The 26,248-nt window shown below is 63.8% G+C and carries 22 protein-coding genes; 19 read left to right on the forward strand and 3 right to left on the reverse strand.

The window, feature by feature from the left end; genetic code table 11:
- Positions 1–53: 53 nt before the first annotated feature.
- The 6 genes from EB809_RS09720 (at position 54) to EB809_RS09745 (ending at position 4,844) form a co-directional block, all read left to right on the forward strand.
- Entirely contained in the window at positions 54–2,165 is a 2,112-nt protein-coding gene (locus EB809_RS09720) for a marine proteobacterial sortase target protein (protein WP_223807902.1), read from the forward strand.
- The gene (locus EB809_RS09725) at positions 2,162–2,821 is read left to right on the forward strand and encodes a class GN sortase (protein ID WP_123634622.1); all 660 of its coding nucleotides are present in this window, start codon (positions 2,162–2,164) and stop codon (positions 2,819–2,821) included. Before EB809_RS09720 ends, EB809_RS09725 begins: the two co-directional genes overlap by 4 nt.
- A 62-nt stretch (positions 2,822–2,883) precedes the next feature.
- Positions 2,884–3,174, forward strand: coding sequence for a DUF6316 family protein (locus EB809_RS09730; protein WP_123634623.1), 291 nt, complete (start codon positions 2,884–2,886; stop codon positions 3,172–3,174).
- A gap of 108 nt (positions 3,175–3,282) precedes the next feature.
- Positions 3,283–3,999: a lysophospholipid acyltransferase family protein gene (locus EB809_RS09735; protein ID WP_123634624.1), complete on the forward strand. Its 717-nt coding sequence runs from the start codon at positions 3,283–3,285 to the stop codon at positions 3,997–3,999.
- A gap of 133 nt (positions 4,000–4,132) precedes the next feature.
- Positions 4,133–4,375, forward strand: a complete 243-nt coding sequence (locus EB809_RS09740) for a GlsB/YeaQ/YmgE family stress response membrane protein (RefSeq protein WP_123634625.1) — start codon at positions 4,133–4,135, stop codon at positions 4,373–4,375.
- A 67-nt stretch (positions 4,376–4,442) separates the two neighbouring features.
- Positions 4,443–4,844, forward strand: a complete 402-nt coding sequence (locus EB809_RS09745; RefSeq protein WP_123634626.1) for an MAPEG family protein — start codon at positions 4,443–4,445, stop codon at positions 4,842–4,844.
- A gap of 10 nt (positions 4,845–4,854) precedes the next feature.
- Here EB809_RS09745 and EB809_RS09750 read toward each other — a convergent pair whose 3' ends face one another.
- Together EB809_RS09750 and EB809_RS09755 are read right to left on the reverse strand one after the other, a co-directional pair.
- Positions 4,855–5,265: a copper resistance protein NlpE gene (locus EB809_RS09750; RefSeq protein WP_123634627.1), complete on the reverse strand. Its 411-nt coding sequence runs from the start codon at positions 5,263–5,265 to the stop codon at positions 4,855–4,857.
- Positions 5,266–5,387: 122 nt separating this feature from the next.
- Entirely contained in the window at positions 5,388–5,834 is a 447-nt protein-coding gene (locus EB809_RS09755) for an OmpA family protein (RefSeq protein WP_123634628.1), read from the reverse strand.
- Positions 5,835–6,281: 447 nt separating this feature from the next.
- Between EB809_RS09755 and EB809_RS09760 the strand changes: the two genes are divergently transcribed.
- A complete protein-coding gene (locus EB809_RS09760; RefSeq protein ID WP_123634629.1) occupies positions 6,282–7,739 on the forward strand; it encodes a rhomboid family intramembrane serine protease in 1,458 nt (485 codons plus the stop codon).
- Here EB809_RS09760 and EB809_RS09765 read toward each other — a convergent pair.
- Positions 7,730–9,178, reverse strand: a complete 1,449-nt coding sequence (locus EB809_RS09765) for a hypothetical protein (protein ID WP_223807903.1) — start codon at positions 9,176–9,178, stop codon at positions 7,730–7,732. The genes EB809_RS09760 and EB809_RS09765 overlap by 10 nt on opposite strands.
- Positions 9,179–9,379: 201 nt before the next feature.
- Between EB809_RS09765 and EB809_RS09770 the strand changes: the two genes are divergently transcribed.
- The 12 genes from EB809_RS09770 to betA all read left to right on the forward strand — a co-directional run bounded on the left by EB809_RS09770 (position 9,380) and on the right by betA (position 26,143).
- The gene (locus EB809_RS09770; protein ID WP_411711064.1) at positions 9,380–11,206 is read left to right on the forward strand and encodes an ABC transporter ATP-binding protein; all 1,827 of its coding nucleotides are present in this window, start codon (positions 9,380–9,382) and stop codon (positions 11,204–11,206) included.
- Positions 11,207–11,292: 86 nt separating this feature from the next.
- A complete protein-coding gene (locus EB809_RS09775) occupies positions 11,293–13,209 on the forward strand; it encodes a methyl-accepting chemotaxis protein (RefSeq protein ID WP_123634630.1) in 1,917 nt (638 codons plus the stop codon).
- Positions 13,210–13,469: 260 nt separating this feature from the next.
- Positions 13,470–16,238: an aconitate hydratase AcnA gene (gene acnA, locus EB809_RS09780; RefSeq protein ID WP_123634631.1), complete on the forward strand. Its 2,769-nt coding sequence runs from the start codon at positions 13,470–13,472 to the stop codon at positions 16,236–16,238.
- Between the two features lie 264 nt (positions 16,239–16,502).
- A complete protein-coding gene (locus tag EB809_RS09785; RefSeq protein WP_123634632.1) occupies positions 16,503–18,185 on the forward strand; it encodes a diguanylate cyclase domain-containing protein in 1,683 nt (560 codons plus the stop codon).
- On the forward strand, positions 18,185–19,330 hold the full coding sequence (locus EB809_RS09790; RefSeq protein WP_123634633.1) for an HDOD domain-containing protein: 1,146 nt from the start codon (positions 18,185–18,187) through the stop codon (positions 19,328–19,330). Before EB809_RS09785 ends, EB809_RS09790 begins: the two co-directional genes overlap by 1 nt.
- 61 nt (positions 19,331–19,391) lie before the next feature.
- Positions 19,392–19,781, forward strand: a complete 390-nt coding sequence (locus tag EB809_RS09795) for a response regulator (RefSeq protein WP_123634634.1) — start codon at positions 19,392–19,394, stop codon at positions 19,779–19,781.
- Between the two features lie 247 nt (positions 19,782–20,028).
- Positions 20,029–20,598: a hypothetical protein gene (locus EB809_RS09800; protein WP_123634635.1), complete on the forward strand. Its 570-nt coding sequence runs from the start codon at positions 20,029–20,031 to the stop codon at positions 20,596–20,598.
- A 24-nt stretch (positions 20,599–20,622) separates the two neighbouring features.
- A complete protein-coding gene (locus EB809_RS09805) occupies positions 20,623–20,937 on the forward strand; it encodes a DUF2288 family protein (RefSeq protein WP_123634636.1) in 315 nt (104 codons plus the stop codon).
- Positions 20,938–21,079: 142 nt separating this feature from the next.
- On the forward strand, positions 21,080–21,988 hold the full coding sequence (locus tag EB809_RS09810; RefSeq protein ID WP_123634637.1) for a lysine exporter LysO family protein: 909 nt from the start codon (positions 21,080–21,082) through the stop codon (positions 21,986–21,988).
- Between the two features lie 263 nt (positions 21,989–22,251).
- Positions 22,252–22,851 (forward strand): transcriptional regulator BetI, encoded by a 600-nt coding sequence (gene betI, locus EB809_RS09815; RefSeq protein WP_123634638.1) that lies wholly within the window; start codon positions 22,252–22,254, stop codon positions 22,849–22,851.
- Entirely contained in the window at positions 22,848–24,311 is a 1,464-nt protein-coding gene (gene betB / locus EB809_RS09820) for a betaine-aldehyde dehydrogenase (protein WP_123634639.1), read from the forward strand. The genes betI and betB overlap by 4 nt, the downstream gene beginning before the upstream one ends.
- A gap of 164 nt (positions 24,312–24,475) precedes the next feature.
- The gene (betA, locus tag EB809_RS09825; protein WP_123634640.1) at positions 24,476–26,143 is read left to right on the forward strand and encodes a choline dehydrogenase; all 1,668 of its coding nucleotides are present in this window, start codon (positions 24,476–24,478) and stop codon (positions 26,141–26,143) included.
- The last annotated feature ends 105 nt before the right edge of the window (positions 26,144–26,248 follow it).

Raw genomic sequence — 26,248 nt, forward strand, 5'->3', positions numbered from 1 at the left:
GCCTTTCCCGGACGATGTAATAGCCAAAAATCGAATGGCAAAGAGGACATGCTGTGCAAAACCTGACCCTGTCTCGGCCCCGTGGCCTGCGCTCGAAAACGACCTCCCGGCCCCGTTTATTGCGGGTGATGGAAGGCATCAGTCTGTGGCTGGCGGTGGCGTTGTTTTTCGTCCTGCAATCGGCGGCTGCGCGGGCGAGTGAGTCGCCCGGTACCGGCGAACTGCGCCTGATGACGCCGTCAGGGCAAATCGAAACGGCGCTGGCGCTGAACACCGATTATCGCGTCAACGTCAGCGCATTACTGGCCGATACCCGCCTCAAACAGACCTTCCGCAACACCAGCGACGACTGGCGCGAGGGTACCTATGTCTTCCCCCTACCGGAGAAGGCCAGCGTGTACGCCATGCGCCTGCATATCGGTGAGCGGGTCATCGTGGGCGAGATCAAGACCCGGGAGGACGCCCGCAAGACCTACGAAAAGGCCAAGTCCGAAGGCAAGCAGGCCGCCCAGGTGGAACAGCAACGGCCCAACCTGTTCACCACGCGCGTGGCCAATATCCCGCCGGGCGAAACGGTCACCGTGGAACTGCGCTACCAGCAGCGGGTGACCTACCGGGATGGCGAATTCAGCCTGCGCCTGCCCACCACCCTGACGCCCCGTTACATGCCGGGCGAACCGCTGGTGGATGATCCCAAACCGGTCGCCTGGCAACAGGGCTGGGCGGTGCCCACCACCGAGGTGCCGGATGCCGACGCCATCAGTCCCTACACCGTCAATCCCGGCGATGTGCCGGCGGGGAGTCATCGGGCCCAGGTGCACCTGACCCTGAACGCCGGCCTGCCGATCGAGCAGGTGGTCAGCCCCAGTCACGCGCTGGATTCGGTCTGGCGCGGCCAGCAGGTGGAGGTGAGCCCCAAGGGCGACGGCGTCACCATGGACCGGGACGTGGTGGTGCGTTGGCGCCCGAAGCGGGAGCAGACGCCTTCCGCGGCCGTCTTCCACGAACAGTACGACGGCGAAGACTATCTGTTGGCGATGGTCGTCCCCGGCCTGAACGGCGGACAGTCGTTATCGCGGGAGCTGATCTTCGTGGTGGACACCTCCGGCTCCATGGCGGGTGAATCCATCCGCCAGGCGCGTGAGGCCCTGCTGGCCGGGCTGGAAACGCTGAAACCCGGGGACCGCTTCAACATCATCCAGTTCAACAGCACCACGTCGGCCCTGTTCGGCAGCGCTCGCGACGTGAGCGCCGACTCACTGCGAGCGGCGCGTCAGTACGCGGCCAACCTGTCGGCCAACGGCGGAACGGAAATGTCACCGGCCCTGGACCGGGCCTTGCGCCAGCAGGGGCCCGCCAGTGAAAAACCGTCCACCCAGGTACGCCAGGTGCTGTTCATGACCGACGGTGCCGTCGGTAACGAGCAGGCGCTGTTCCAGCAGATTCACGACCAGTTGGGCGGCACTCGACTGTTCACCGTGGGCATCGGTTCGGCCCCCAATATGCACTTTATGCGCGAGGCGGCCCGCTTCGGCCGGGGGACGTTCACCGCGGTAGGCAGCAGCGCTGAAATCGGCAGCCAGTTGGGGAGCCTGCTGGATCGCATGGCCGCTCCGGTGCTGGGCCATCTCTCGGCGAGCTGGCCGAACCAGCCGACGGCGTTTCCCGAACGTCCCGGCGATCTGTTCCAAGGGGAGCCCTTGGTACTGGTGGCCCGCGGCCAGGCGCCGGTCGGTGAACTCAAGCTGAGCGGCGAGTTGCCGGACGGCACGCCCTGGCAACGCGCCCTGAAACTGGACGCTGCGGCACCCGGCCAGGGCCTGCATCGCTACTGGGCGCGTCAGCAAATCGACCAGATCAGTGACCAGCGCATCTACGGAGCCTCCGAAGCGGATATCCGTGCCGAAGTTACGCCGCTGGCGCTCGCCCACGGTCTGGTGACGCCCTATACCAGTTTCGTGGCCGTGGATCAGACACCGGTCCGGACCCGGGAAGACAAGCTGAAAGCCGAGTCCGTGCCGACCCTGCTGCCGGCGGGCAGTACTCCGGGCATGCTGCGCTACCCGCAAACCGCCACGCCCTCGTCGCTGCTGATCCTGATCGGCCTGGCGGGCCTGATGCCGGCGTTTGGCGTGTTCCTGGCCCGGCGGAGGGTCTTCGGATGATGCGCGCGCTGATGACGCTGACCGTCGCCGCCGCCATCACCCTGGTGGTCGGCCTTTGGATTCCCCTGAAAGCGCAGCTGGCCCAGGAACTGCTCAACATGGCCTGGGCCCAGAGCCAGGCCGAACAGGCCCGCAACCGGCCCTGGCCCTGGGCGGATACCTGGCCCGTGGGACGGCTGCGGTTGCCGGATGGGAACGACCCCATGGTGGTGCTGGCGGGCACCAGCGGCGAAAGCCTGGCCTTCGGGCCGGGCCACGTCACCGCTTCGGCGCTGCCAGGCCATGCCGGCACTGTGATTCTGGCCGGCCACCGCGATACCCATTTCAGTGTGCTGCAGGAAATCCGGGTGGGGGATCGGTTGGCGCTGCAGGGCCTCGACGGCGATTGGCATCGCTATCGGGTGGTGAACGAACGGGTGGTGGATTCCCGGCGGTCACGCCTGGATTACCGGCCGGATGGCACCAATCGGCTGATCCTGGTGACTTGCTACCCGTTCGACGCACTCGATCCCCACGGACCGCTGCGTTATGTTATTGAAGCTGAGGATCTGGAGGGGTTGAAAACAGACAGCCAGATCGCCGTCAGGCCGGCCCAAAAGCAGGCAAGGAACCCGCCCGGAAGTGATCTATTGACCTCTGCCAACGTAGGACTTTGACATTGTTTGACAAAAGTCAGATTCCGGCGCACATTTGATGCACACTAATCGGAGACAGTGTCATGTTCCTGCAGAAACGGCAAGGAGAGCACGGGCCATTGCCGCCCCGGTCAAGCCGCTATTTCGCGGCAGGGCGACGTTGGTATTTCACGACGCGGGAAAAAACCACGCTGGGGCCTTTCGAGTCTTTCGAACAGGCGGAGCAATCGGTGAAGGCCTACATCGAAGATGTGGACGCCCATCGCCGGGGGGCTTCTGTGGATTACAGCTACGGCGTCGTTCTGCACGACTATGAAACCTGCACCGCCGCCCATTGTCAGCAGTGCCGGGAAATGGCCCGACTCCTGTCCTGACGGGCTGCTGGCCTGTTTATCACGGTTCCAATAAACGACCCGGATCGATATCCTATGCGGTCCGGCGCACAGGTGTGCGCCGTTTGGTGAGCTGTGGAGTCTGTCCCGATGCGTTTTTTACGAGCACTGCTGGCGTGGCTGTCGGTGCCTGTCCTCTGCCTGCTGGGCCTGTTTCTTTGCCTGGCGCGGCCTTTCAATCCCGATAACACCCGTATCCTGGGCTGGGCGCTCGCCCGCACCGGCCGCTGTCTGCTGGGGCTGGAGCGCCCTCTGGATGGTTACGACAACATGCCCCTGAACCGGCCGACCGTGATCATTGCCAACCACCAGCACAACGACGACCTGTTCCTGATGGGCGATCTGCTGCCGCCGCGCACCGTGGCGATCGGTAAGGCGTCCCTGCGCTGGATTCCCTTCTTCGGGCAGGTGTTCTGGCTGGGCGGCAATGTCCTGATCGACCGCAAGCGCTCCAGCCGCGCTGTCGCCGTGATCCAGACCACGGCGGAGGCGATGACCCGGGAACGCAAGAGCCTGTGGATCTTTCCCGAAGGCACACGCAGCCACGGTGAAAACCTGCAGCCGTTCAAGAAAGGGGCCTTCTACGCGGCCATCGCCGCCAATGCGCCCATCACCATGGTCTGTGCCGAGGCTTACCGCTCGGAAACCCGGGGACTGCTCGGCCGACGCCGCCCGGTGCGGTTACGGGTGCTGCCGCCCGTCGAAACCCGCGACCTGTCCTCCGACGATGTTCCCGAACTGATGGCCCGTTGCCATCGAGAGATGAGCCAGGCCATCCACGAGATGGGAACCGGGGAATGGGCGTGAGGTCTTTACCTTCGTCGTGACTGCTTGACTTCGCAGCGCTTTTCCTTCGGTATGTGGGGGATTGTCGCATGGGGCGGCAAGGTGCAGCCGGGTCACGGTGTCCGGCTTCAGAGTGGCGAAAGGGAGTGATGCGATGAATCTGATTCTGTTTCTGATCATTGGCGGCGTCGCCGGATGGCTGGCCGGTTTGATCATGAAAGGGCGTGGTTTTGGCGTACTCGCCAATATCGGCATTGGTATTGTCGGCTCGTTGATCGGTGGCTTCCTGTTCAGTCTGTTGGGGCTGTCTTCCCACGGCACCATCGGCTCGCTGGTGACCGCAACCGTGGGGGCCATCGTATTGTTATGGATCGTGAGCGCCATCAAGAAGGCGTGAACGCCGCCATGGAGCCTCCGGGAATGTCCCGGGGCTCCCTCACTGCCGTTGTGGAGATTCCTGGAGAATGATCGTACCGGTTACCGCCGTCTTTGCCGCCATCACGGCCATCCTGATGCTGTTCCTCGCCCTGCGGGTGTCGCTGTTCCGTCGCAAGCTCAATGTGGGTATGGGCGATGGTGGTCAGAAGGATATCCAGGTGGCGATCCGTGCCCACGCCAATCTGGTGGAATACGCCCCGATCACACTGATCCTGATGGGGCTGGGTGAGCTGAACGGGGTCTACGTGATTTACGTTTACGCCATCGGCATGCTGTTCATTGTGGGCCGCTTGCTGCACGCCTGGGGCTTTATCCGCAGTCGCGGTGGCTATGCGCTGAGCCGCATGTTCGGCACGCTGTTCACTTGGCTGTCGATCCTGGTCATGGCGGCACTGACGCTGCTTAACGTGGTCCAGGTTTCCCTCTAACCCGGTATCCTCAGAGCCGTTTGCGGCGGAGGGTGTAGTTCAGCTTCGACTGGATGCGCTCGCCGTCGCGGTTCAGCATTTCCAGATCCCCTTCCGGAAGCCGGCGGTACATCCGGACGACCTTGCCATTGTCCCCCTGCAGGCTGATGCGCCCCAGATCCATCGGATCGGTGGGCGGCAGGACCTGCCACTGACCTTCCCGTTCCGTGACATCGCCGTTGCGCTCCTGATAGGTCTCGGTCAGTTTGTAGGTGTCCGGTTCCCGGTAGAGGGTCAGGCGGGTCTCGATCCCCGGGCAATCCGCGCAGGGCAGGGTGCCTTCCCAGACGCCGTACGGTGAGCGTTCCGTTTCCGGTGTCTGACTGGCACACCCGGTCAGCAGAACCGCGGTCATCAGGGCACTGAGCGTCATTGGGCGCATGGGTCGCCTCCTTGGCAAGGGGTAGCGGGTCAGGAAAGGGGAAAGAATCGCAGGTTCGCTGGGCGGGTTCAATCCGGCGTATCAGGCGACACGCCGGATTGAGAGGAGGCAGGGAGAATCGATTACTGGGCCTTCGCCATCTGCTCACTGTGGTAGTCCAGATCCAGGCGGCGGTTGGCGGCGCTGTCTTCCGGGTTGGTCAGCGGCTTGTGACTGCCCCAGCCGACCACCTCGATGCGGCTCTCGTCGATGCCTTCGCTCTTGAGGATCTTGGCCGCGCTGTTGGCCCGCAGGCGGGACAGGAAGGCGTTGTACTCTTCCGGACCGTGGCTGTCGGTATGGCCGTTGATGCTGACGGTCACTTCCGGGTGGGCCTTCATGTAGGCGGCGTGCTTGCGCAGGATGGCCTGGTCTTCCTCCGACAGACGATGCTTGTCGAAGCCGAAGTAGAACTTCATCTGGTGCGGCTTGCGGGGGCTGTCATCCATCGCATTCACCTGTGCGTTGCTGGCTTGTACCTGGGCCGCGTGGGCCATCAGTTCCGGGTTGTCCAGGACGAGAACGGTCATATCTTTTTCCTCAGGTGCATCGGCGATGCGATCATCCGTTTTGGGCTCACTATTGTCGGCTGCTGCCTGTGTCGCAATTGGCCGTTGGTCGATGTGTTGACGGGTGTCGGCGACGGCCGGCTGGGCCGGAGTCGCCGTGGTCGCCTCGTTTTCCGGTCCGCCGCTGGAGGCGCAGCCGCTGATAACGCCCAGCAGCAGGGCGCCTGCGGCGAACCGCCATCGGCCCGCCTCAGATTGAATGCGGACTGTGTGAAAGGGGTATGACAAACGCTGTGGCATGGAAAAACTCCTGATCGTCGGTTGGGGGCGCCGGCCCCGTCTCTGTCTCTCAGGATCTATTTCAGCGCGATAATCTGGCACCGCTGTGGTAAAAAGCAGACCGGATCGGATGAAATGTGATGAAATCGGGCAGGACCTGCGACGGCTGTCCGTAGCCATGGACGTACTATGCTGATAATTCCCGTCGAACGCGCCGTGGACTGGCGCCGCCCGCCCTGGATGACGCTGGGCATCATGCTCACCTGCCTGCTGGTGTTCCTGTTCTACCAATCCGGTGACAGACACCTGATGGGCTCGGCCATCGAACAGTACCTGGATGCCGACTTAGACCGTTTGGAGGCGCCGGCCTACGAAACCTATCTGGAACGCCGCATCCGGCTGGAGGGTGAAACCGGCCTGACCGCACGACTGGGCTCGGTGCGGGACCTGATCGCCCAGGACCAGCGCATTGTCCTGGCCCAGGTGCTGCTGAGCGACGCCGGTTTCTACCATTACCTGCGGGACAACCAGTCCGTGATCTGGTCGACGGAGCAACGCACCTACTGGGCCGAGCACCGGATCCCCATTCAGGACGACTACGTCAGCCATGTCTCCGCCATGGCCGCCGGCGTGGTGCCGGCCGACCTGTCGCTGGCGGACCTGGTCAGCTACCAGTTCCTGCACGGTGGCTGGATGCACATCATCGGCAACCTGCTGGTGCTTTTCATGCTGGGCTTCACCGTGGAGCGCGCGTTGGGTCCGGTGAAATTCCTGCTGGCTTACCTGTTCTGCGGCGCGGTGTCGGGGCTGGTGTGGGCGGGCTTCAACTGGGGGCAGTACCTGCCGCTGGTGGGGGCTTCCGGCGGTATTGCCGGCCTGATGGGGATGTACGTGGCGCTGTTCGGCCGCCAGCGCATCCGCTTCTTCTACTTTCTCGGCGTTTATTTCGACTATTTCCGGGCGCCAGCCCTGGCCCTGTTGCCCGTCTGGATCGGCAAGGAAATCTACGATCACTTCTTCGCCGGCGCCACGGGTGTGGCCTACATTGCCCACGCCGGCGGCCTGGCGGTGGGCGCGGGCCTGGTCTGGCTGCTGGGTCGCAGCTGGTTACAGCCCCGTGAGACGTTCTACGAACCGGAAGAGGACGAACAGGAAGAACGCTTCCGCAGCGCCTACAGCCAGGCCATGGGCCGGATCAGCGCGCTGGATTTCGAGCAGGCCCGGCTGCAGTTCGAGGCCCTGTGGCAGCGGCATCCGGAGCGGATCGTCCTGCTCGAGCACCTGTACCAGCTGGCCAAGCTGCGTCCGGACAGTGAAGCCTACCGCGACCGAGCCCGGGAACTGATGCAGGCCACCCAGGCCCGCCATCAGCCCGAGCGCATGTTGGCGGTGTGGCAGGAATACCAGGGCAAGGGGCAGCCGCATCATCCGCTGGCGGCGGAGGACCACAACCGGGTCTTCTTTGCGGGCCTGCGCAGCGGTGACCTGAAAACGGCGGAGAGGGTGTTCGAACGCCTGCGGGCCGCCGGAGACCTGTCACTGGTGGAGGAAGCCTGCCGTATGCTGGCGGCCGAGTTCGAGAAGCGGCAGATGACGCCCAAGGCGCGTCACTACCGCGATCTGCTGGGGCAATTGGGTCAGGCCTGATCGGTCCCGAAACGGGCCGCGGGCCCGCGCAGCGGTTGCTGGTTGCGCGCCTGCTCCAGGTAGGTGTCGATCGACGCATGCAGGGCGTGGCCGGTACAGCGCTTCTGGATGAAGTTGAGAAAGGCCGAGGCCTTTTCCCACTGCCCCAGTTGGGCCAGGGACTGCGCCACCAGCAGGTAGGCCGGTGCCAGCTCGTCATTGTCCGGGAATCGCTTGTGGAAATCCTGCAGTAAACGCAGCACCTCGCGGTGCTGCCCATAGTGGTTCAGGACCCGGGCGCAGGCGACGGCCAGGGCCGGATCGTCTAGTCGAAAGCCCGGTTCCACTTTCTCCAGTCGCTGCAGGAAGTCCGCCAGACCCTCGGCATCGCGCTGATCGGCCAGCCATTGCAGCAGCCGCGGATGGGCCCGGTAGAGTTCGCCGTTATCGTTCAGGGCCACCAACAAGCGGTAGAGCTGGCCCAGACGCTGGGGGTGGCTCGGATGGCTCTTGAGGCCGGACTTGATCAGGCTCAGCGCCCGCTCGTAGTTGCCGTCCTTTAGGTTCATATCGATGTCGGCGTCCAGCCGCAGCGAGCGGTCCGGCTCCCGGCGCACGGTCTCATCGTCCTGCAGGTCACTGGCAAAGCCCAGTTCTTCCTGATACTGGAACAGCAGGTAGCCCATCATGTGGAAGAAAATCAGGGTGAAGGTACTGCTGATAAAGCCGGACAGGGGCTGGGCGACGATCGGCGCGAAATGGTTAACGGCAAACTCCTGCACGGCGGCGCTGGCCAGCATCATCAGCACCAGGTGCCCGTACAGCACGAAGTAGGGCCAGCCAATGCGGGAAATCAGCGAGATCAGGTGGGCCGGATTCACCGCCGGTCCCACCGCTTCTTCCATCCCCAGGATCATCACACTGGCCGGCAGCACCAGGATGACGAAGGCCATGGCCACCAGTGACAGCAACGGCCCCCCGACCAGGCCGGCGCTGTAGACCAGCGCCCCCATCAGGATAAACACCAGCAACTGCAGGAGGACGATGCCGAACCCTGAGCCGGTGAACGCGGTCGCCAGCGGCGGAGGCGTCATGTGGCCGTCGGCGGTGTGGCGGATGACCGCGTAGGTGTACTTGAACAGTGCCAGCAGCAACAGCAGGCTCACTACCAGGCCGATCAGGTTGCGATCCAGCAGCAGTGGCACGAACGTACAGATGCCCACAACCATCAGCGGATCAGAATGGAACGGATAGCGGAAGAACGCGGGAATCCGGTTCCAGAACGGCTCCACCTGCGTTGCCGCGCCCAGGTAGCGCATGGTCTGGCTGCAGTGCGGGCAGGTGCCGTGCCGGCGATGGGTGTCGGCGTCGGGCATGCACACCAGGCAAAATTCCTGCTGGCAGTGATTGCAGTGCCACTTGGCGGCGGTATTGGGATGGTAATGACAGTAGTGTTTCACGTCGCGCTGCTAAGGTGTTGATCTGGCCAACAATCATGGCAGAAGGCGGGAGACGGGACCAGCGCCGGTGGCGCTCAGGATGTTGGCTTTTCGTAAAATTGCGGACACGGCGGGCGACGCGGTTCCGTTAGAATACAGAGACAGACGATTCATTCTTGCCCGGCCGGTGACTGCAGGCCGCTCCGGGCCCGGGAGGCATGATTGACCCGACACCAGCCCGACCTCCGGTCCGTGGAGACCGCGACAGCCCCTCACGAGGCCTACACCTGGCGCCAGATCGCCCGCTTCGCGCTGACCCACCGGCGCCGGCTGGTGCGTGCGAATATCATTGCCGTGCTGGCGACGCTGGTGAGCGTGCCATTGCCCCTGTTGCTGCCGGTGCTGGTGGACGAGGTGCTGCTGGACAAGCCGGGCCCGGTGCTGCCGGTGATGAACTCGGTGCTACCGGAAAGCTGGCAGATGCCGGCGGTCTACATCGCGTCCATGGTGCTCCTGGCGTTTTTGATGCGCGTCCTGGCGCTGGCCTTCAACGTGGCCCAGTCGCGGGAGTTTTCCATCATTTCCAAGGACGTGGTGTTCCGGATCCGTGAACGTCTGCTGGGCCGGCTCGGGCGCATCGCCATGTCGGAATACGAAACCCTCGGGTCCGGCGCCGTCACCGCCCACTTCATCACCGATCTGGACACCATCGACAAGTTCCTGGGCACCACCATCAGCCGTTTCCTGGTGGCCAGCCTGACGGTGCTGGGGACGGGGGGTGTGCTGCTCTGGGTCCACTGGGAGCTGGGCCTGCTGATCCTGCTGTTCAATCCGCTGGTGATCTTCTGCACCATGCTGATCGGCAAGCGGGTGAAGGAACTCAAGCGGCGGGAGAACAGCGCCTACGAGGTGTTCCAGGGCGACCTGACCGAAACTCTCGACGCCATCCACCAGTTGCGTGCGGCCAATCGCGAAGGGCACTATCTGCGCCATCTGGTCGACCGGGCCCGCGGCGTACGCGATCACGCCGTGCAGTTCGAGTGGCGCAGCGACGCCGCCACCCGCGCCAGTTTTACCCTGTTCCAGTTCGGCGTGGACAGCTTCCGTGCCGCCGCCATGATCACCGTGCTGCTGAGTGACCTGAGCATCGGCATGATGTTCGCCATCTTCGGCTACTTGTGGTTCATGCTGACGCCGGTGCAGGAAATGCTGAACATGCAGTACGCGTTTTACGCCGCCAACGCCGCCCTGGCCCGGATCAACCGACTGTTGCAGCTGAAGGAAGAGCCGCGCTATCCGGCGCTGGAGAACCCGTTCCAGAACCGCCACACCGTCAGCCTGGCCCTGCGCGACGTCTCGTTCCGCTACGGCGAAGAAGACGTGCTGCGGCACATCAACCTGGATGTAGCGCCGGGCGAGAAAGTGGCCATTGTCGGCGCCAGCGGTGGCGGAAAATCCACCCTGGTTCAGGTGATCCTGGGCATGTACACGCCCACCCAGGGCGAGATCCTGATCGACGGCGTGCCAGTTCGGCGTATCGGGCTGGAGTGCCTGCGCGAGCATGTGGCCACGGTGCTTCAGCATCCCGCGCTGTTCAACGACACCGTGCGCCAGAACCTGACCATGGGGCGCGAGCACAGCGACGAGGCGCTGTGGCATGCCCTGCGGATCGCGCAACTGGACCTCACCATCCAGGCCATGGACAAGGGGCTGGAAACCAGGATTGGCCGCCAGGGCGTGCGTCTGTCCGGCGGCCAGCGCCAGCGGCTGGCGATTGCCCGCATGGTGCTCTCGGACCCGTCGGTGGTGATCCTGGACGAGGCCACCTCGGCGCTGGATGCGGAAACCGAATACCAGCTGCATCAGGCGCTGGAGGATTTCCTCAAACAGCGCACCACCCTGATCATCGCCCACCGCCTCAGCGCTGTGAAACAGGCCGACCGGGCCTACGTGTTCGAGGATGGTCGCATCATCGAGGAGGGCCATCACGACGAGCTGATCGCCCGGCAGGGGCTATACGCCCAGCTCTACGGGGATCGTCAGCACTAACCCTCTGTTTTCACAGGCCTGCTAGACTGTAAGGGCAGTATTCACCTCAAAAAAAGCTCGAAACGGTTTTCCAGGAGTCGCCACCGATGGGCATTCGTCTGAAGCTGATTGTCGGCATGGGCGCGGCATTACTCGTCAGCACCTTTGTCCTGATTGCTCTCAATATCGTGCAGATGCGCGGTCTGCTGGACCGCTACTTGCTGGACACGGCGCTGCCGGCCAGCGTGGAGTCCATCGCCCGCTCGGTGGAGCGCGACCTGCAGTCCCCCTTGACTGCCTCGGAAATGATTGCCGACAACAGCTACCTGAAAGACTGGATTGCCGCCGGTGAGCCGCAAGACAGCCTGGGCCCGGTAAAGCGCTTCCTCGGCAATGTCCGCAGTCGCCAGAATGCCGTCTCGGCTCACTTCGTCTCGGCCGAAACCCAGAATTACTACACCCAGGACGGCATTGAACGCGTGATCAAGCGCGGCCAGGACGACTGGTTCTACAGCTTCCTCGACAGTGGTGAAAAGCGCGCACTGTCGCTGGACGTGGACAAGACCACCGGCAAGCCCATGCTGTTCATCAACGTGCGCATGGAGAATCAGGGCCAGCCGGTGGCGGTCACGGGTATTGGGCTGGGGCTGGACCAGATGGCCGAGCGCATCCGCAAATTCCGCTTTGCCGACACCGGGATCGTCTACCTGGTGTCGTCCGATGGGCATATCAACATTCACCCGGATCTGGACAAGACCGGACAGACCTTGTCGTCCGTCACGACACCTGATACGGCGAAGGCTCTGCAATCCGGGAAAGGCTACACCGTCAGCGAGTTCTCCCGGGACGGCACGGACTACCTGGCCGCCAGTCTGCCGCTGTCCATGACCGACTGGCGCATCGTCGCCGAAGTACCGGCGAGTGAGATCTACGCCGCCGCCAACCGGGCCAATACCATTTCACTGGTGGTGGGCCTGCTGGTGGCGTTGCTGTTCCTCGGGATTGTAGCGCTGGTGGCCACCCGCATGACCCGGCCACTGAAGCGGATCACTGGAGCCTTGACCGAAATCGGCAAGGGCGGGGGCGATCTGACCCAGGAACTGACGGTCGACAGCAAGGACGAACTGGGTGAACTGGCGACCGGGTTCAACGGGTTCGTGCGGTCCCAGCGGGATATGATCCGGGGATTGCTGGAAACCGCCCAGCGCCTGCAGCGGTTCGTGGAGCAGATTTCCGACGTGATGGCGTCCAACACCACCCGGGCCGGCGAGCAGAGTCACCTGACCGAATCCGTGGCGACGGCGGTCTATGAGATGGAAACCACCGTACAGGAGATTGCACAGAACGCGACGGAAACCGCCAATCAACTGGAGCAGGTGGGCCATCATGCCGGCCGCATCCGCGAGACGATGTCTGAATCCATCCGCCAGGTGGGCGGCATGGCGGACGATATTCGTGAATCGGCGGCGGCCATTCAGCAGCTGGCGCGGGAAGTGGAGGACATCGGCAGGGTGATCGATGTGATCAACGCCATCTCCGACCAGACCAACCTGCTGGCCCTGAACGCGGCCATCGAAGCGGCCCGGGCCGGGGAGCATGGCCGGGGCTTCTCGGTCGTGGCCGACGAAGTGCGCAGTCTGGCGCAGAAGACCCACAGCTCCACGGAGGAAATCCGGACCATCATCGAACGCCTGCAGCAGGGCTCGGCCCGGTCGGTGAAGGCCATGCAGGCCGGGGAACAGGCGACGGAGGCGACCGTGAACGCCACCCGAAGCATGGGCGAATCCCTCGACGAGATCGGCGAAAGCGTCGACCGGATTGTCGGCATGAGCCACCAGGTGGCCGCCGCCACCGAGGAACAGAGCTCGGTGACCGAGGACATCAGCCGCAACGTCCAGAACATCTCGGAACTGAGCGCACGCTCCAGCGAGGACATGACGGCCGCCAATCGGGAAGTCGAGGCATTGCGCGCCATGGCGGACGATCTGGCGCGCCAGATGAAGGCGTTCCGGCTGGATAAATAGAGGCCGTCAATGGGGTGTCGGCGCGCCGCCCGCATTCACCGTCGTTATGCTGAACATTCATGGAAACGCGGTTGAAGTCGCCCAAATCAATGCAATAGTAAGGAGTAACTGGTCAAGCGGGTTTATCTGGCGCAGGCTAATAAGCCATCTGATGAGAGAGATCGCGGGAGCTTCTGACAGGTTCTGGAGGCCGGGAATGGTCAGAAGCGCCCTGCCACGCCCTTTGACACTTCGAATGCGATAAGGAAAGGAGGCGTTACATGTCGAAAGAAGGTATCAGTCACGACAGTCTGAATACCCTTGCCAGCCTGGACGTCGGCGGCAAGACCTACCACTACTACAGTCTGCCCAAGGCGGGCGACAGCCTCGGCGACGTATCCCGCTTGCCGTTCTCACTGAAAGTGCTGCTGGAAAACCTGCTGCGCAACGAGGATGGCGATACCGTCACCGAAGACCACCTCAAGGCCATGCACCAGTGGCTGGACAAGCGCCATTCCGACACCGAGATCCAGTACCGCCCGGCGCGGGTGTTGATGCAGGATTTCACCGGGGTACCGGGTGTTGTGGATCTGGCCGCCATGCGCGACGCCATGAAGGCTGCCGGCGAAGATCCGGCCCGAATCAAACCGCTGTCCGCCGTGGACCTGGTCATCGACCACTCGGTCATGGTGGATCATTTCGGCGACGCCTCCGCCTTCAAGGACAATGTGGCCATCGAAATGGAGCGCAACCAGGAACGCTACGAGTTCCTGCGCTGGGGCCAACAGGCCTTCGATAACTTCCGTGTGGTGCCGCCGGGCACCGGCATCTGTCACCAGGTCAACCTCGAGTACCTGGGCAAGACCGTCTGGACCAAAGAGCAGGACGGCAAGACCTACGCCTATCCGGACACCCTGGTGGGCACCGATTCCCACACCACCATGATCAACGGCCTGGGCATCCTGGGCTGGGGTGTCGGCGGTATCGAAGCGGAAGCGGCAATGCTGGGCCAGCCCGTCTCCATGCTGATTCCGGAAGTCGTGGGCTTCAAGATCACCGGCAAGCTGCGCGAAGGCATCACCGCCACCGACCTGGTGCTGACGGTCACCCAGATGCTGCGTAAGCGCGGTGTGGTCGGCAAGTTCGTGGAATTCTACGGCGACGGCCTGAAAGACATGCCGGTGGCCGACCGCGCGACCATCGCCAACATGTCGCCGGAATACGGCGCCACCTGCGGGTTCTTCCCGGTGGACGAACAGACCCTGAACTACATGCGCCTGACTGGCCGTGAAGAAGAGCAGATCGAGCTGGTGGAAGCCTACGCCAAGGCCCAGGGCCTGTGGCGCGAGCCGGGCCATGAACCGGTCTACAGCGATACCCTGGAACTGGACATGGGCGACGTGGAAGCCAGTCTGGCCGGTCCCAAGCGTCCGCAGGACCGGGTCGCGCTGACCAACATGAAGTCCACCTTCGAGCTGTTGATGAACACCAGCGACACGACCAATAACGGCGGCACCGAGGACGGCAAGCTGCAATCCGAAGGCGGCCAGTCGGCAGTGGGTGTTGAAGAGAGCTACGAACACGCCGCCAGTCAGCACACCGAGCACAACGGCCAGAAATTCCGGTTGGACCCGGGCGCGGTAGTGATCGCGGCGATTACGTCCTGCACCAACACCTCCAACCCGAGCGTCATGATGGCCGCCGGCCTGCTGGCGCGGAAGGCACTGGAGAAGGGGCTGACCACTAAGCCCTGGGTGAAGACCTCGCTGGCGCCGGGCTCCAAGGTCGTCACCGACTACCTCAAGGCCGGCGGCTTCCAGGAAGACCTGGACCAACTCGGCTTCAACCTGGTGGGCTACGGCTGCACCACCTGCATCGGTAACTCCGGTCCGCTGCCGGATCCGATCGAGAAAGCCATCGAGAAGGGCGATCTGACCGTGGCCTCGGTGCTGTCCGGTAACCGCAACTTCGAGGGCCGGGTGCATCCGCTGGTGAAAACCAACTGGCTGGCGTCGCCCCCGCTGGTGGTGGCCTACGCGCTGGCCGGCAACGTCCGCTTGGACCTGACCAAGGATCCGCTGGGCACCGACAAGGACGGCAACCCGGTCTACATGAAGGACATCTGGCCGTCCCAGGACGAAATTGCCCAGGCGGTGGAGAAGGTCAAGACCGACATGTTCCGCAAGGAATACGCCGAGGTGTTCGACGGCGACGCCACCTGGCAGTCCATCAAGGTACCGGAGAGCAAGGTGTACGAGTGGTCCGACAAGTCCACCTACATCCAGCACCCGCCCTTCTTCGAAGGCATGGGTCGCGAGCCGGACCCGGTAGAGGACGTCAAGGGCGCCAGCATCCTGGCGCTGCTGGGCGACTCGGTGACCACTGACCACATCTCACCGGCCGGTTCCATCAAGGCGGACAGCCCCGCCGGGCGCTACCTGCAGGAGCACGGGGTGGAGCCGAAAGACTTCAACTCCTACGGCTCACGCCGGGGCAACCACGAGGTCATGATGCGCGGCACCTTCGCCAACGTGCGCATCAGGAACGAAATGCTCGATGGCGTGGAAGGGGGATTCACCCGCCACATCCCGTCCGGTGAACAAATGGCCATTTACGATGCCGCCATGAAGTACGTCGAGGACGACACGCCGCTGGTGGTGATTGCCGGCAAGGAATACGGCACGGGCTCCAGCCGCGACTGGGCGGCCAAGGGCACTCGCCTGCTGGGCGTAAAAGCCGTGGTGGCCGAGTCCTTCGAGCGGATCCACCGGTCCAACCTGATCGGCATGGGCGTGATGCCCCTGCAGTTCCCGGAAGGTACGGACCGCAAGTCGCTCAAGCTCACCGGTGAGGAGACGATCAGCCTGACCGGGATGGCGGGCGATAAGGTTACTCCGGGGCAGAAAGTCACCATGACCGTGACGTACCCGGATGGCCAGGAGCAGTCCGTCGAGCTGATCTCCCGGATCGACACCGTCAACGAAGCCGGTTATTTCGTGAACGGCGGTATCCTGCACTATGTGCTGCGGGAGATGATCAAGGCGGCCTGATATCGGCATCCTGTCGCTGAGTAAGGCCCGTCCTGGTGAACGCCAGGGCGGGTTTTTTTATGGACGGAATCCGGTGGATTCGGATTAAAGTCCCGTAAATATCGGTCCTTTCGACAGTTTGTTTCTGTAGGATCGCCGTCTATAGTGAGTTTGAAAGAGGCCCGTCGCGGACACGGCGGGCTTCGGGGTTCTGCGACGAGTCTCTGCGCGGCGGGCTGGAGCCCGGATCGTCCAGGGCTCTCCAACTGCTTGGATGGCGATATTTTGAGTGCTCCTGATGTACAAGGCCGGCTTCAGGCTCTGAAGACCCGATTTGCCGCGCGAGTCAAAGGTGAACTGGAAGAACTGCAGCGCCTGCTGGCCCCCCGCCAGGCCGATGCCGCCGGTATCCAGCGCGCGCGCGAGGCTTATCAGATCCTGCATCGCATTGCCGGTGGCGCCGGCACCTTTGGCCTGGATGCCTTGGGAAAAGAGGCGCGGGACCTGGAAACCCGGCTGCAGCCACTGGTCGAGGCCGACATCACCACGCCCGGCCTGCCGGACCAGCTGCAGCAGATACTGGATGACGCCTTCCTGGCCCGGATCCACAGTCTGTCCGACTTCCTGGACGACACCGCGCCGCTGGCCGCAGGTGACCCGCGCGAGCCCTATCTGCCGGACGATGACGACGAGCCGGTTGCCACGGACATTCCCCAGGTCAGTCCAACCCGTGTGATCCTGGCCGACCCGGACGTGGCGCAGGCCTCGCCCCTGGCGTCGCGCCTGCAGGAGCACGGCTATCACGTGCAGTGGGTGCAGGACCCGGTGGAAATCCAGGCGATTCGCGCCAGCCTGCCGGACGACGGCCCCGTCGTTGTCGTGGCGGACGCGGCGCTGCAACCGCAGCTGCAGGATCTGGAGATGACCAGTCACCCCCACATCCTGCCGGTGATCTACCTGGCCGGGCAGGATTCGTTCGAGCTGCGTTACCGGGTGGCGGAAAGCGGCGCGGGCGGCCTGTTCCTGCGGCCGGTGGACGTGCCGGCGCTGGTGGAGCGGATCGAGGCGGCCGTCGGCGAGTTTCAGTCGGCCCGGCGCAGCCGCGTGATGCTGGTGGATGACGACCGTGCCCGGGTGATGCATGCCCAGGCGGTGCTGGCGTCGGCCGGCATGGAAGTCCGGGTGGTGGTCGAGCCCGCCGACATCCTGGCCCAGTTGCCCGCGTTCCGACCGGACATCCTGTTGCTGGAAACCCGGGTTGGTCCTTGCAGTGGACCCGTGCTGGCCCGGATGGTGCGCCTGCAGCCGGAGTGGCAGGATCTGCCGGTGGTGTTCCTGACGGCCGGCCCCGGCGATGTCGACCAGGACGCCCTGGATACCGAAGACGTCCTGACCGGCCCGCTGACCGACCGATCGCTGATCACTGCCGTCCGCTCCCGCTGTTATCGCGCCCGGCAGATGGCCCGCCAGATTTCCCGGGACCGCCTGTCCGGCACCCTGGTCGCCTCGCGCATCCGCCAGGCGGTGGCGCGCGAGCATGCGCAGGTTCGTCGTCACGGCCGTCGTTCCGTAGTGGCCATCCTCGACCTGGACGATTTCCGCCAGTTGAACCGGGATTACGGCCACACCTCCGGCGATATCGTGATCCGCAGCCTGGCGGATGTGCTTCGCCAGCGTCTGCGCAGTTCCGACCTGATCGGTCGATACGGCGGGGAGGAGTTCGTGGTGCTGCTGCCGGACTGTACCGATGAGCAGGCCCGCGGGGTTTTCGAGGCGATTTGCGAGCAGTTCTCGGCGCTGGAATTCCAGTCCGGTGTCCGGTCATTCCGCGCCACACTCAGTGTCGGTCTGGTGGAGCTGGGGACGTTCGCCAGTGCCGACGCCGCGCTGGCCGCCGCCGATCAGGTACTCGCCGACCGGCAACCGGATGCCCAGCAGGACGTGCGCGTCTGGACGGCCAACGACTGATGGCCATCCTGATTCTGGAAGACGATCTTTTGGTGGCCGAACTGCTGGAAACTATCGTCCTGAGCCTGTATCCCCACGGCCGCGTCCGCCTCCTGGGCAGCTATCAGGATGCCGTCGCCGAGTGGCAGCCGGGCAAGGTTGATCTCATCCTTTGCGACTGGAACCTGCCGGACGGTTCCGGGCTGGATTTTGTGCGCCATGTCCGACGTCAGGATTCCGAGGTGCCCATTGTCATGATCAGCGGTCGTTCCGACCGTCAGTCCGTCCTGATGGCGGCCAAGCACCACATCAATGGCTTTATCACCAAGCCGTTCGACGTCACGGTAGTGCACGATCGCCTGAAGAGCCTACTGGTGGAGGGTGAACCTGCGAGCTATGCCATCGGCGGGCCGGAACCCCTGTTCGCCGACGCCATGGAGGGGCAGATCCTGCTGCCCACCAGTCTGGACCCGGCCAGCATGCTGGAGTTGATGCATCGGGACGACCTGATCTCACCGAGCCAGCTGGCGGAACGCTGGCGGGACGAGACCTCCCTGGTGATGCGCCTTCTTGATGTCGCCAACGGCAGCTCCTATCGCCGCAGCGGCGAGTCCGTCGACTCCCTGCGGGATGCCATTAACACCCTCGGTGTGGACATGGCATTGAACATTGCTCTGGGCATGGCACTGGATCATGCCCACGACCTCAGCGATCCCCGCCTGCAAGACAAGGCAAAAACCTACGCTGAGCTGAGTGACCGGGTCGCCCTGGAGGCCAGCCGGTTGGCCCGTCAGCTGGGCCAGGATCCGGTGCTGTGCTACACCGCGGGGCTGATGGGACGGATCGGTGAACTGGCGGTGCTCAGCGTCCTGCAGCAATACCTGGGCGCCGGCGGCGAGCTGTCCGACGCCGACATCGACGATCTGATCCGGGACTGGGCCCAGCCGCTGGGCAATCGACTGAAAGTCCAGTGGCGCCTGCCGCTTCAGCTGCGGGATCTGGTGGGCGCGATCCACAGCCTGCCCCACGGAGCCACCCACCAGAGCCGGCTGATCATGCGGGCCGCGGCCCTGTTTGCCGACGGGGCCCGGGAGTCTCCGGAATACCGCACGTTGATGCGCCGGTTGGGTAGCGAGCCGCCCGCGTCGGAAGGAGCTGACCATTGACCCCGACGGCCCGATGGCGGAGGATGCGCCGCGCTCACGACAACCGCTGGAATGATCGACAATGACGGACCTTGAACGCGTGCTGTGTGTAGAGGACGAGCCGGACATCCGGGCGGTCGCCGAGCTCGCCCTCGGCGCCATTGGTGGCCTTGAGGTGATCGTTTGCGCGTCCGGCGAGGAAGCGCTGCAGGTGGCACCGGTAAACGCGCCCCAGCTGATCCTGCTGGATGTGCTGATGCCCGGCATGGATGGCCCGGAAACCCTGTCTGCGCTGCGCCGGATTCCGGCGGTCGCGGCGGTGCCGGTGGTGTTCATGACCGCCCGGGCCGACCCCGACGAACAGGCGGCCTACCGGGCGCTGGGGGCGGCAGGCACCATCGCCAAGCCCTTCGACCCCATGACGCTGGCGGAATCGGTCCGGGCGATCTGGCGTGAGCAGTCGACCGGGTAACGCGGGCGCTTGTTCGCCCCGGGAAATCATGCCACGCTGACTCTGGGAATTTTTGGACATTGTCTGGATAATTCCGGATTTCGGGTCCAGGTCCACAAATCCCCGACTGCCCGGCGTGCGTAACAGGATGGACCGCATCCTGATTCAGGGAACGTCCGTCCGGAGGCGGGAACGTGCCCGAACACTAATCATTGCGTGCTGGAGCAGAAACGAGATCCCGGCCGGCCACAGCGAAAAGGAGAGCAGAATGAGGCAAATCATGGGACGTTGGCTGGCCGGTGTCATGCTGGCCCTGGTCACACTGTCCGTACAGGCGGATGCCCCGCTGACCGACGAGCGGCTCGACAACCTGTTGGGGGCCATGGACGAGCTGCAGCCGGTGATGGAGCAAGTGAGTCAGCGTCTGGCATCGCTGCCGGAAGACGAGCGTCCGCCGCGGCTGGATCCCCGGGCCGAGGATTTCGATCCGGAAGCCATGGCCGAGAGCATGACGGAAGCGCTGGAGAAGGTCGACGCGGATTCCGACGTGCGCCGCGTGGCGGAAAAGAACGGCTTTGATTCCGTGGAAGAGCTGCTGGAAGTGCAGGCCCGGGTGATGATGGGCTTCCTCGCCCAAACCCAGGAAGCCATGATGAACAACCCCAATGTGCCGGAGCAGGCGCGTCAGAAAATGAAGCAGCAGTTCGGCAACATCGCCGACAAGGTGTCGGACAACGACCGCGAAGTGCTCGAACGGAACAAGCAGAAAATCATGGACTTCATGCAGGCCCAGGCGCGCAAGCAGCAGAATATGCAGCAACAGCAGCCGACCAACTGATACGCATCACCGAACGGAGACCCGATGGCCACTGAACAGCCCGCCGAGAACCTGCGCGACAAGCTCAACCTGGAAACCGCCCAGATTCCCTGGCGTGACCTGCAGACCTATTTTGCCCGCGGGCAGGTGGTGTTCGTGGCCGAGTCGCTGGACCTGCTGGCCGTGGCCGAGGCTCTGGCCGCTGACGATAAGGCCCGCTTCCAGCAGTGGATGGCGGACGGCACGATCGGCGACGTACCGGCCGACCGTGCCCAGTCCTGGTACGACGCCGAAGCGCCGGTCTGGGCTGTTGTGGTTGCCCCCTGGGTGCTGATCCAGGATCGCACTACCCGTAATTGACGACCGAGCTGCAGGACGATGCGATTCCGGTCGTTCTGCAGCCCTTCACCCAGTGGTCGAAACCTGACCTTCTGATCGGTTTTTGCTACACTCCCGCCTCCTTCCCGGCCACACCTGATCGTCCATTTCCAAGGAACGCCCTATGCTTGCCAGCGCGCTGCTGATCCTGGTGCCTCTCTTTGTCGGTTTTGCCTTCCACGTCGAGAATCGCCGTGTACTGTCAACGATCAACCATTCGCTGGAAGCGTTGGTGTATCTCATTCTGGCTCTGCTCGGCATCAGCCTGGGCCAGCTTGAGGGATTGGCGGAGCAATTGAACCGGATGACCGGTCAGGTGCTGGTCCTGGTTTTCGGATTGCTGATCGCCAACGTTGCCGGCCTCTGGTTGTGGCATCGCTGGCAGCCAATGACGCTGGCAGCGGCCGAGGACAGTCAGGGCAATGTGGGTTACCGGCGTTTGTTCCTCGGTGCGGCAAAACCACTGCTGGCGGTGATTGCCGGCATGGCGCTGGGCCACTGGCTGTTGCCCGCAGTGAGCTGGATCGAGGACGTGGCCAGCGGGGCGCTGATGCTCCTGCTGCTGCTGATCGGCCTGCAGTTGCGTAATGCCGGTCTGTCCCTGCGGCGCCTGCTGATGAACCGGCAGGGTCTGGGGATTGCTGTCACCCTGGCGCTGACCTCGCTGCTGGCGGGCCTGGCGATCGCGCCGTTTTATGATCTGCCCCTGATGCATGTGTTGGCGCTGACGTCGGGCTTTGGCTGGTATTCCCTGTCGGGCATCGTGGTGGGGGATGCGTTGGGGCCGGCCTGGGGCGGCGTGGCGTTTCTCAACGATGTCCTGCGGGAAATCATCGCCCTGGTGCTGATTCCATTGATCATCGCCCGGCGGCCAGCCATGGCCATCGGCTACGGCGGCGCCACCGCCATGGACTTCACCCTGCCGATCATCCGCCGCAGCGGCGGCCTGGAAACCGTGCCCGTCGCGATCGCCTCGGGTTTCATCCTGTCCTTCCTGTCGCCCGTTCTGATGGGCCTCTTCCTCGCCGGCTGACGCCGGCCTTGCTGGCGCGCTTCGATCTCTCCGGACGCGCGCAAATCAATTGAGTTCTAATCGAATAGGCGGTTGCCGTTATCGGCGGCAAGGCCTTGTTGTCGCTGAAATTCGGCCGATATCGGCTGATTGATTCTGCATCGCACTCAAATTCGGATCCGGAAAGCCGGTTTGATATTTAGTGCTCGAATGACTAAGCTATCCGCATTGAATGAGTGTTCAATGAATTGAATGAGTGTTCAAAGTCGTTTCATGAGGTGGGTATGGCAAGGCTGGATGTGGAATCGATCCGGCGTCAGCAGTTGATTGACGCCACGCTGAAGGTCATCGAGGAGCACGGTTTCCAGGGTGCGACGATCGGCAAGATCGCCAAGGCGTCCGGCATGTCCGTGGGGATTGTGAGTCATTACTTCGGCGGTAAGCAGGGGCTGCTCGAAGCGGCCATGCGTCATCTGCTGGCGACGTTGGGCGGAGATGTGCAGCGGCTGATGCAGGAACGCCCGGACACCCCGCGCGAGCGCCTGATGGCCATCGTCGACGCCAACTTTTCCAGCGTGCAGACCGATCCCCAGTCTGCCAAGACCTGGCTGGCGTTCTGGACCCAGGCCATGCACAGCCCCGCGCTGATGCGCCTGCAGCGCGTCAACGAACGCCGCCTGCTGTCCAACCTGCAATTCTATCTCCGTGACCTGATGCCTGCCGAACGGGTATTGGGCACGGCCCAGACCATCGCCGCCCTGATCGACGGTTTCTGGCTGCGTGCCGCCATGAGTGAGGGCCGCATCGAGCCGGACCAGGCCGTGGCCCTGTGCAAGACCTACATCGATCAGGCCATCGACGCGAACAATGGAGATCCCGCATGACCCTTCCCGTTTATTCGTCTTTTGTGGATGGCCGTTTCCTGGCCAATCAATCCGGTGACACCTTCGACGTGGTGAATCCGGCCACCGGTGAGGTGATTTACCGGGTCGAGCAGGCCGACGAGTCGGTCATGCAGGCTGCCGTGGAAAGCGCCGAGCGCGGTTTCCAGGAATGGTCGGCGCTGACCGGCCTGGAGCGCGGTCGAATTCTCAACCGCGCCGCGGCGCTGCTGCGTGAGCGCAACGACGAGCTGGCCCGTGTCGAGGTGCTGGACACCGGCAAACCCTGGCAGGAAGCCAGCGTGGTGGACGTGGTCACCGGCGCCGACGCGGTGGAGTATTTCGCCGGCCAGGCCTCCAGCATCGAAGGCATCAGCCAGCCGATCGGCCCCGATTTCTTCTACACCCGGCGCGAGCCGCTGGGCGTGTGCGCCGGCATCGGCGCCTGGAATTACCCGCTGCAGATCGCCTGCTGGAAATCCGCCCCGGCGCTGGCCTGCGGCAACAGCATGATCTTCAAACCGTCCGAGGAAACGCCGCTGGGCGCGATCAAGCTGGCCGAAATCTACATCGAGGCGGGCGTGCCGGCGGGCGTGTTCAACGTGGTGCAGGGCGATTATCGCGTCGGCCAGATGCTGACCGCCGATCCCGCCATCGCCAAGGTCTCCTTTACCGGTGAAGCGGCCACCGGCCGGACCGTCATGGGGGATGCTTCGAAGTCACTCAAGTCCGTCACCATGGAACTGGGCGGCAAATCGCCGCTGGTGGTGTTCGACGACGCCGACCTGGAGCAGGCAGTGTCCGCCGCCATGCTGGGCAACTTCTACACCCAGGGTGAAATCTGCACCAACGTCACCCGGGTTTTCGTGCAGCGCGGCGTCTATGAAGACTTCCTGGAAGCGGTGGCCCGTCGTACCGAGGACAACATCGTCGCCGGCGATCCCATGGACCCGCGAACCAACCTGGGCGCGCTGATCAGTGCCGATCACCGGGACAAGGTGATGGGCTTTATCGAGAGTGGCAAACAGGAGGGCGCTCGCCTCGTTGTGGGCGGTACCGAACTGAGTCCGGCCGGCGTCGAAAACGGCTATTTCGTGGCGCCAACGGTGTTTGCCGACTGCCGCGACGACATGGCCATCGTGCGCGAGGAAATCTTTGGGCCGGTGATGTCGGTGTTGCCGTTCGATGACGAGGACGAGGCCGTTCGCCGCGCCAACGACACCGATTATGGCCTGGCAGCCGGCGTGATGACCCGCGACTTGCTCAAGGCGCACCGGGTGATTCACCGCCTGCAGGCGGGCATCTGCTGGATCAACAGCTACGGCGCGTCGCCGGCGGAAATGCCGGTGGGCGGTTACAAGCTGTCCGGCCTGGGCCGGGAAAACGGTCGCGAGGCGATCGAGCACTACACCCAGACCAAGTCCGTTTACGTCGGCATGGCGCCGCTCGAAGCGCCGTTCTAACGTCAGCCATTGAAAGACGTGCCGACGGGATGGCTTGGCCGGGACACGCTGTGAATACGTCCCTGTACGCTCGACCGGGGCCATCCAGGCCCCGGACGGTCCCGGCCAAGCCTTCCCGTCGCCACTGACCCGGTTATTGACTGCAAACCGCAGGGGAGTCTGTTTTGAATTTTGATCGTGAGTTTGACTACGTGGTGGTGGGCACCGGTTCAGCCGGTTGCGTACTGGCAAACCGCCTGACCGAGGATGGCCAGGACCAGGTGCTCGTGCTGGAAGCGGGCAAGAAGGACAACACCTGGAAGATCCACATGCCGGCGGCCCTCATGTACAACCTCATGGACGACAAGTACAACTGGTACTACCACACCGAACCCCAGGAACACATGGACAACCGCCGCCTGTACTGGCCGCGCGGTAAGGTCTGGGGCGGTGGTTCCGCCCTCAACGCGATGGTGTATATCCGCGGCCACGCCTACGACTACGACCGCTGGCACGACGAGGGCGCCAGCGGCTGGCGCTACCAGGACGTGCTGCCTTACTTCCGTAAGGCGGAAACCCGCGAGAAGGGCGCCGACGACTACCGGGGCGGCAACGGTCCGCTCAACGTGCACACCGGCGACGAGCCCAACCCGCTGTTCGACGCTTTCATCGAAGCGGGCCAGCAGGCCGGCTACCCGTTCACCGACGACATGAACGGCTACCAGCAGGAAGGGGTCGGCCTGATGGACATGACCATCAAGCAGGGCAAGCGCTGGAGCGCGGCCCAGGCCTACCTGCGCCCGGTGCTGGAGCGGCCCAACCTGACCGCCGAAACCGGCGCCATGACCCATCGCATCCTGTTCGACGGCGACACCGCCGTGGGCGTGGAATACGTGCAGGACGGCAAGACCGTCCGCGTCGCCGCGCGCAAGGAAGTGATCGTCAGCGGCGGGGCCATCAACTCGCCGCAGCTGCTGATGCTGTCCGGCATTGGCCCGGCGGCCGACCTGGAAAAGCACGGCATCGACGTGAAGGTGGATCGTCCGGGGGTCGGCCAGAACCTGCAGGACCACCTGGAACTCTACGTCCAGCACGAGTGCAAGGAGCCGGTCACGCTCTACAAGTACACCACCCAGCCGGGCAAGACGATTGCCGGCGTGAAGTGGTTCCTTAACCACGACTGGGGTGCCTGCCGCACGGCGCACCTGGAAGCGGGCGGTTTCATCCGCAGTGAGGCCGGCGTGCGGCATCCGGACATCCAGTTCCACTTCCTGCCGTCGCAGGTGCTGGACCACGGCCGCAAGGACGCCGAATGCCACGGCTTCCAGGTGCACGTCGGCCCCATGCGGCCCACCAGCCGCGGCTACCTGACCCTGAAATCGGACAAGCCGGGGGATCACCCGATCATCCAGCCCAACCTGCTCAGCACCGAGCGGGACCGCTGGGAGATGCGGGAGAGCGTCAAGCTGACCCGGGAGATCTTCCAGCAGAAGGCGTTCGATCGCTTCCGCGGCCAGGAACTGCGCCCGGGCGCCGACATGACCTCCGATGCCGATATCGACGCCTTTGTACGTCAGTACTCGGACAGCGCGTACCACCCATCCTGCACCTGCAAGATGGGCAGCGCCGATGACCCGATGGCGGTCGTCGATGAGCAGGCCCGGGTCTACGGCGTGCAGAACCTGCGCGTGGTGGACGCCTCGATCATGCCCAGCGTGGTGAGCGGCAACCTGAACGCCCCCACCATCATGCTGGCCGAAAAATGCGCGGATCACATCCGCGGCCGGGACCCGCTGACCCCGATGCCTGTTGACGTCTGGGAGCACCCGGACTGGCAGAACAAGCAGCGATAAGCAGAGCGCCCGGAGTGGCGCGATAACGACAACGACGATGTTTCAAAAACAGAAGCACTTTCAAAACCAAGAGGCACGCCGGGAGACTCCGGTGCGGCCTCAAGC

Origin of the sequence: Marinobacter sp. R17, from assembly GCF_003789045.1 — a bacterium.
GTDB classification, from domain to species: domain Bacteria; phylum Pseudomonadota; class Gammaproteobacteria; order Pseudomonadales; family Oleiphilaceae; genus Marinobacter_A; species Marinobacter_A mangrovi.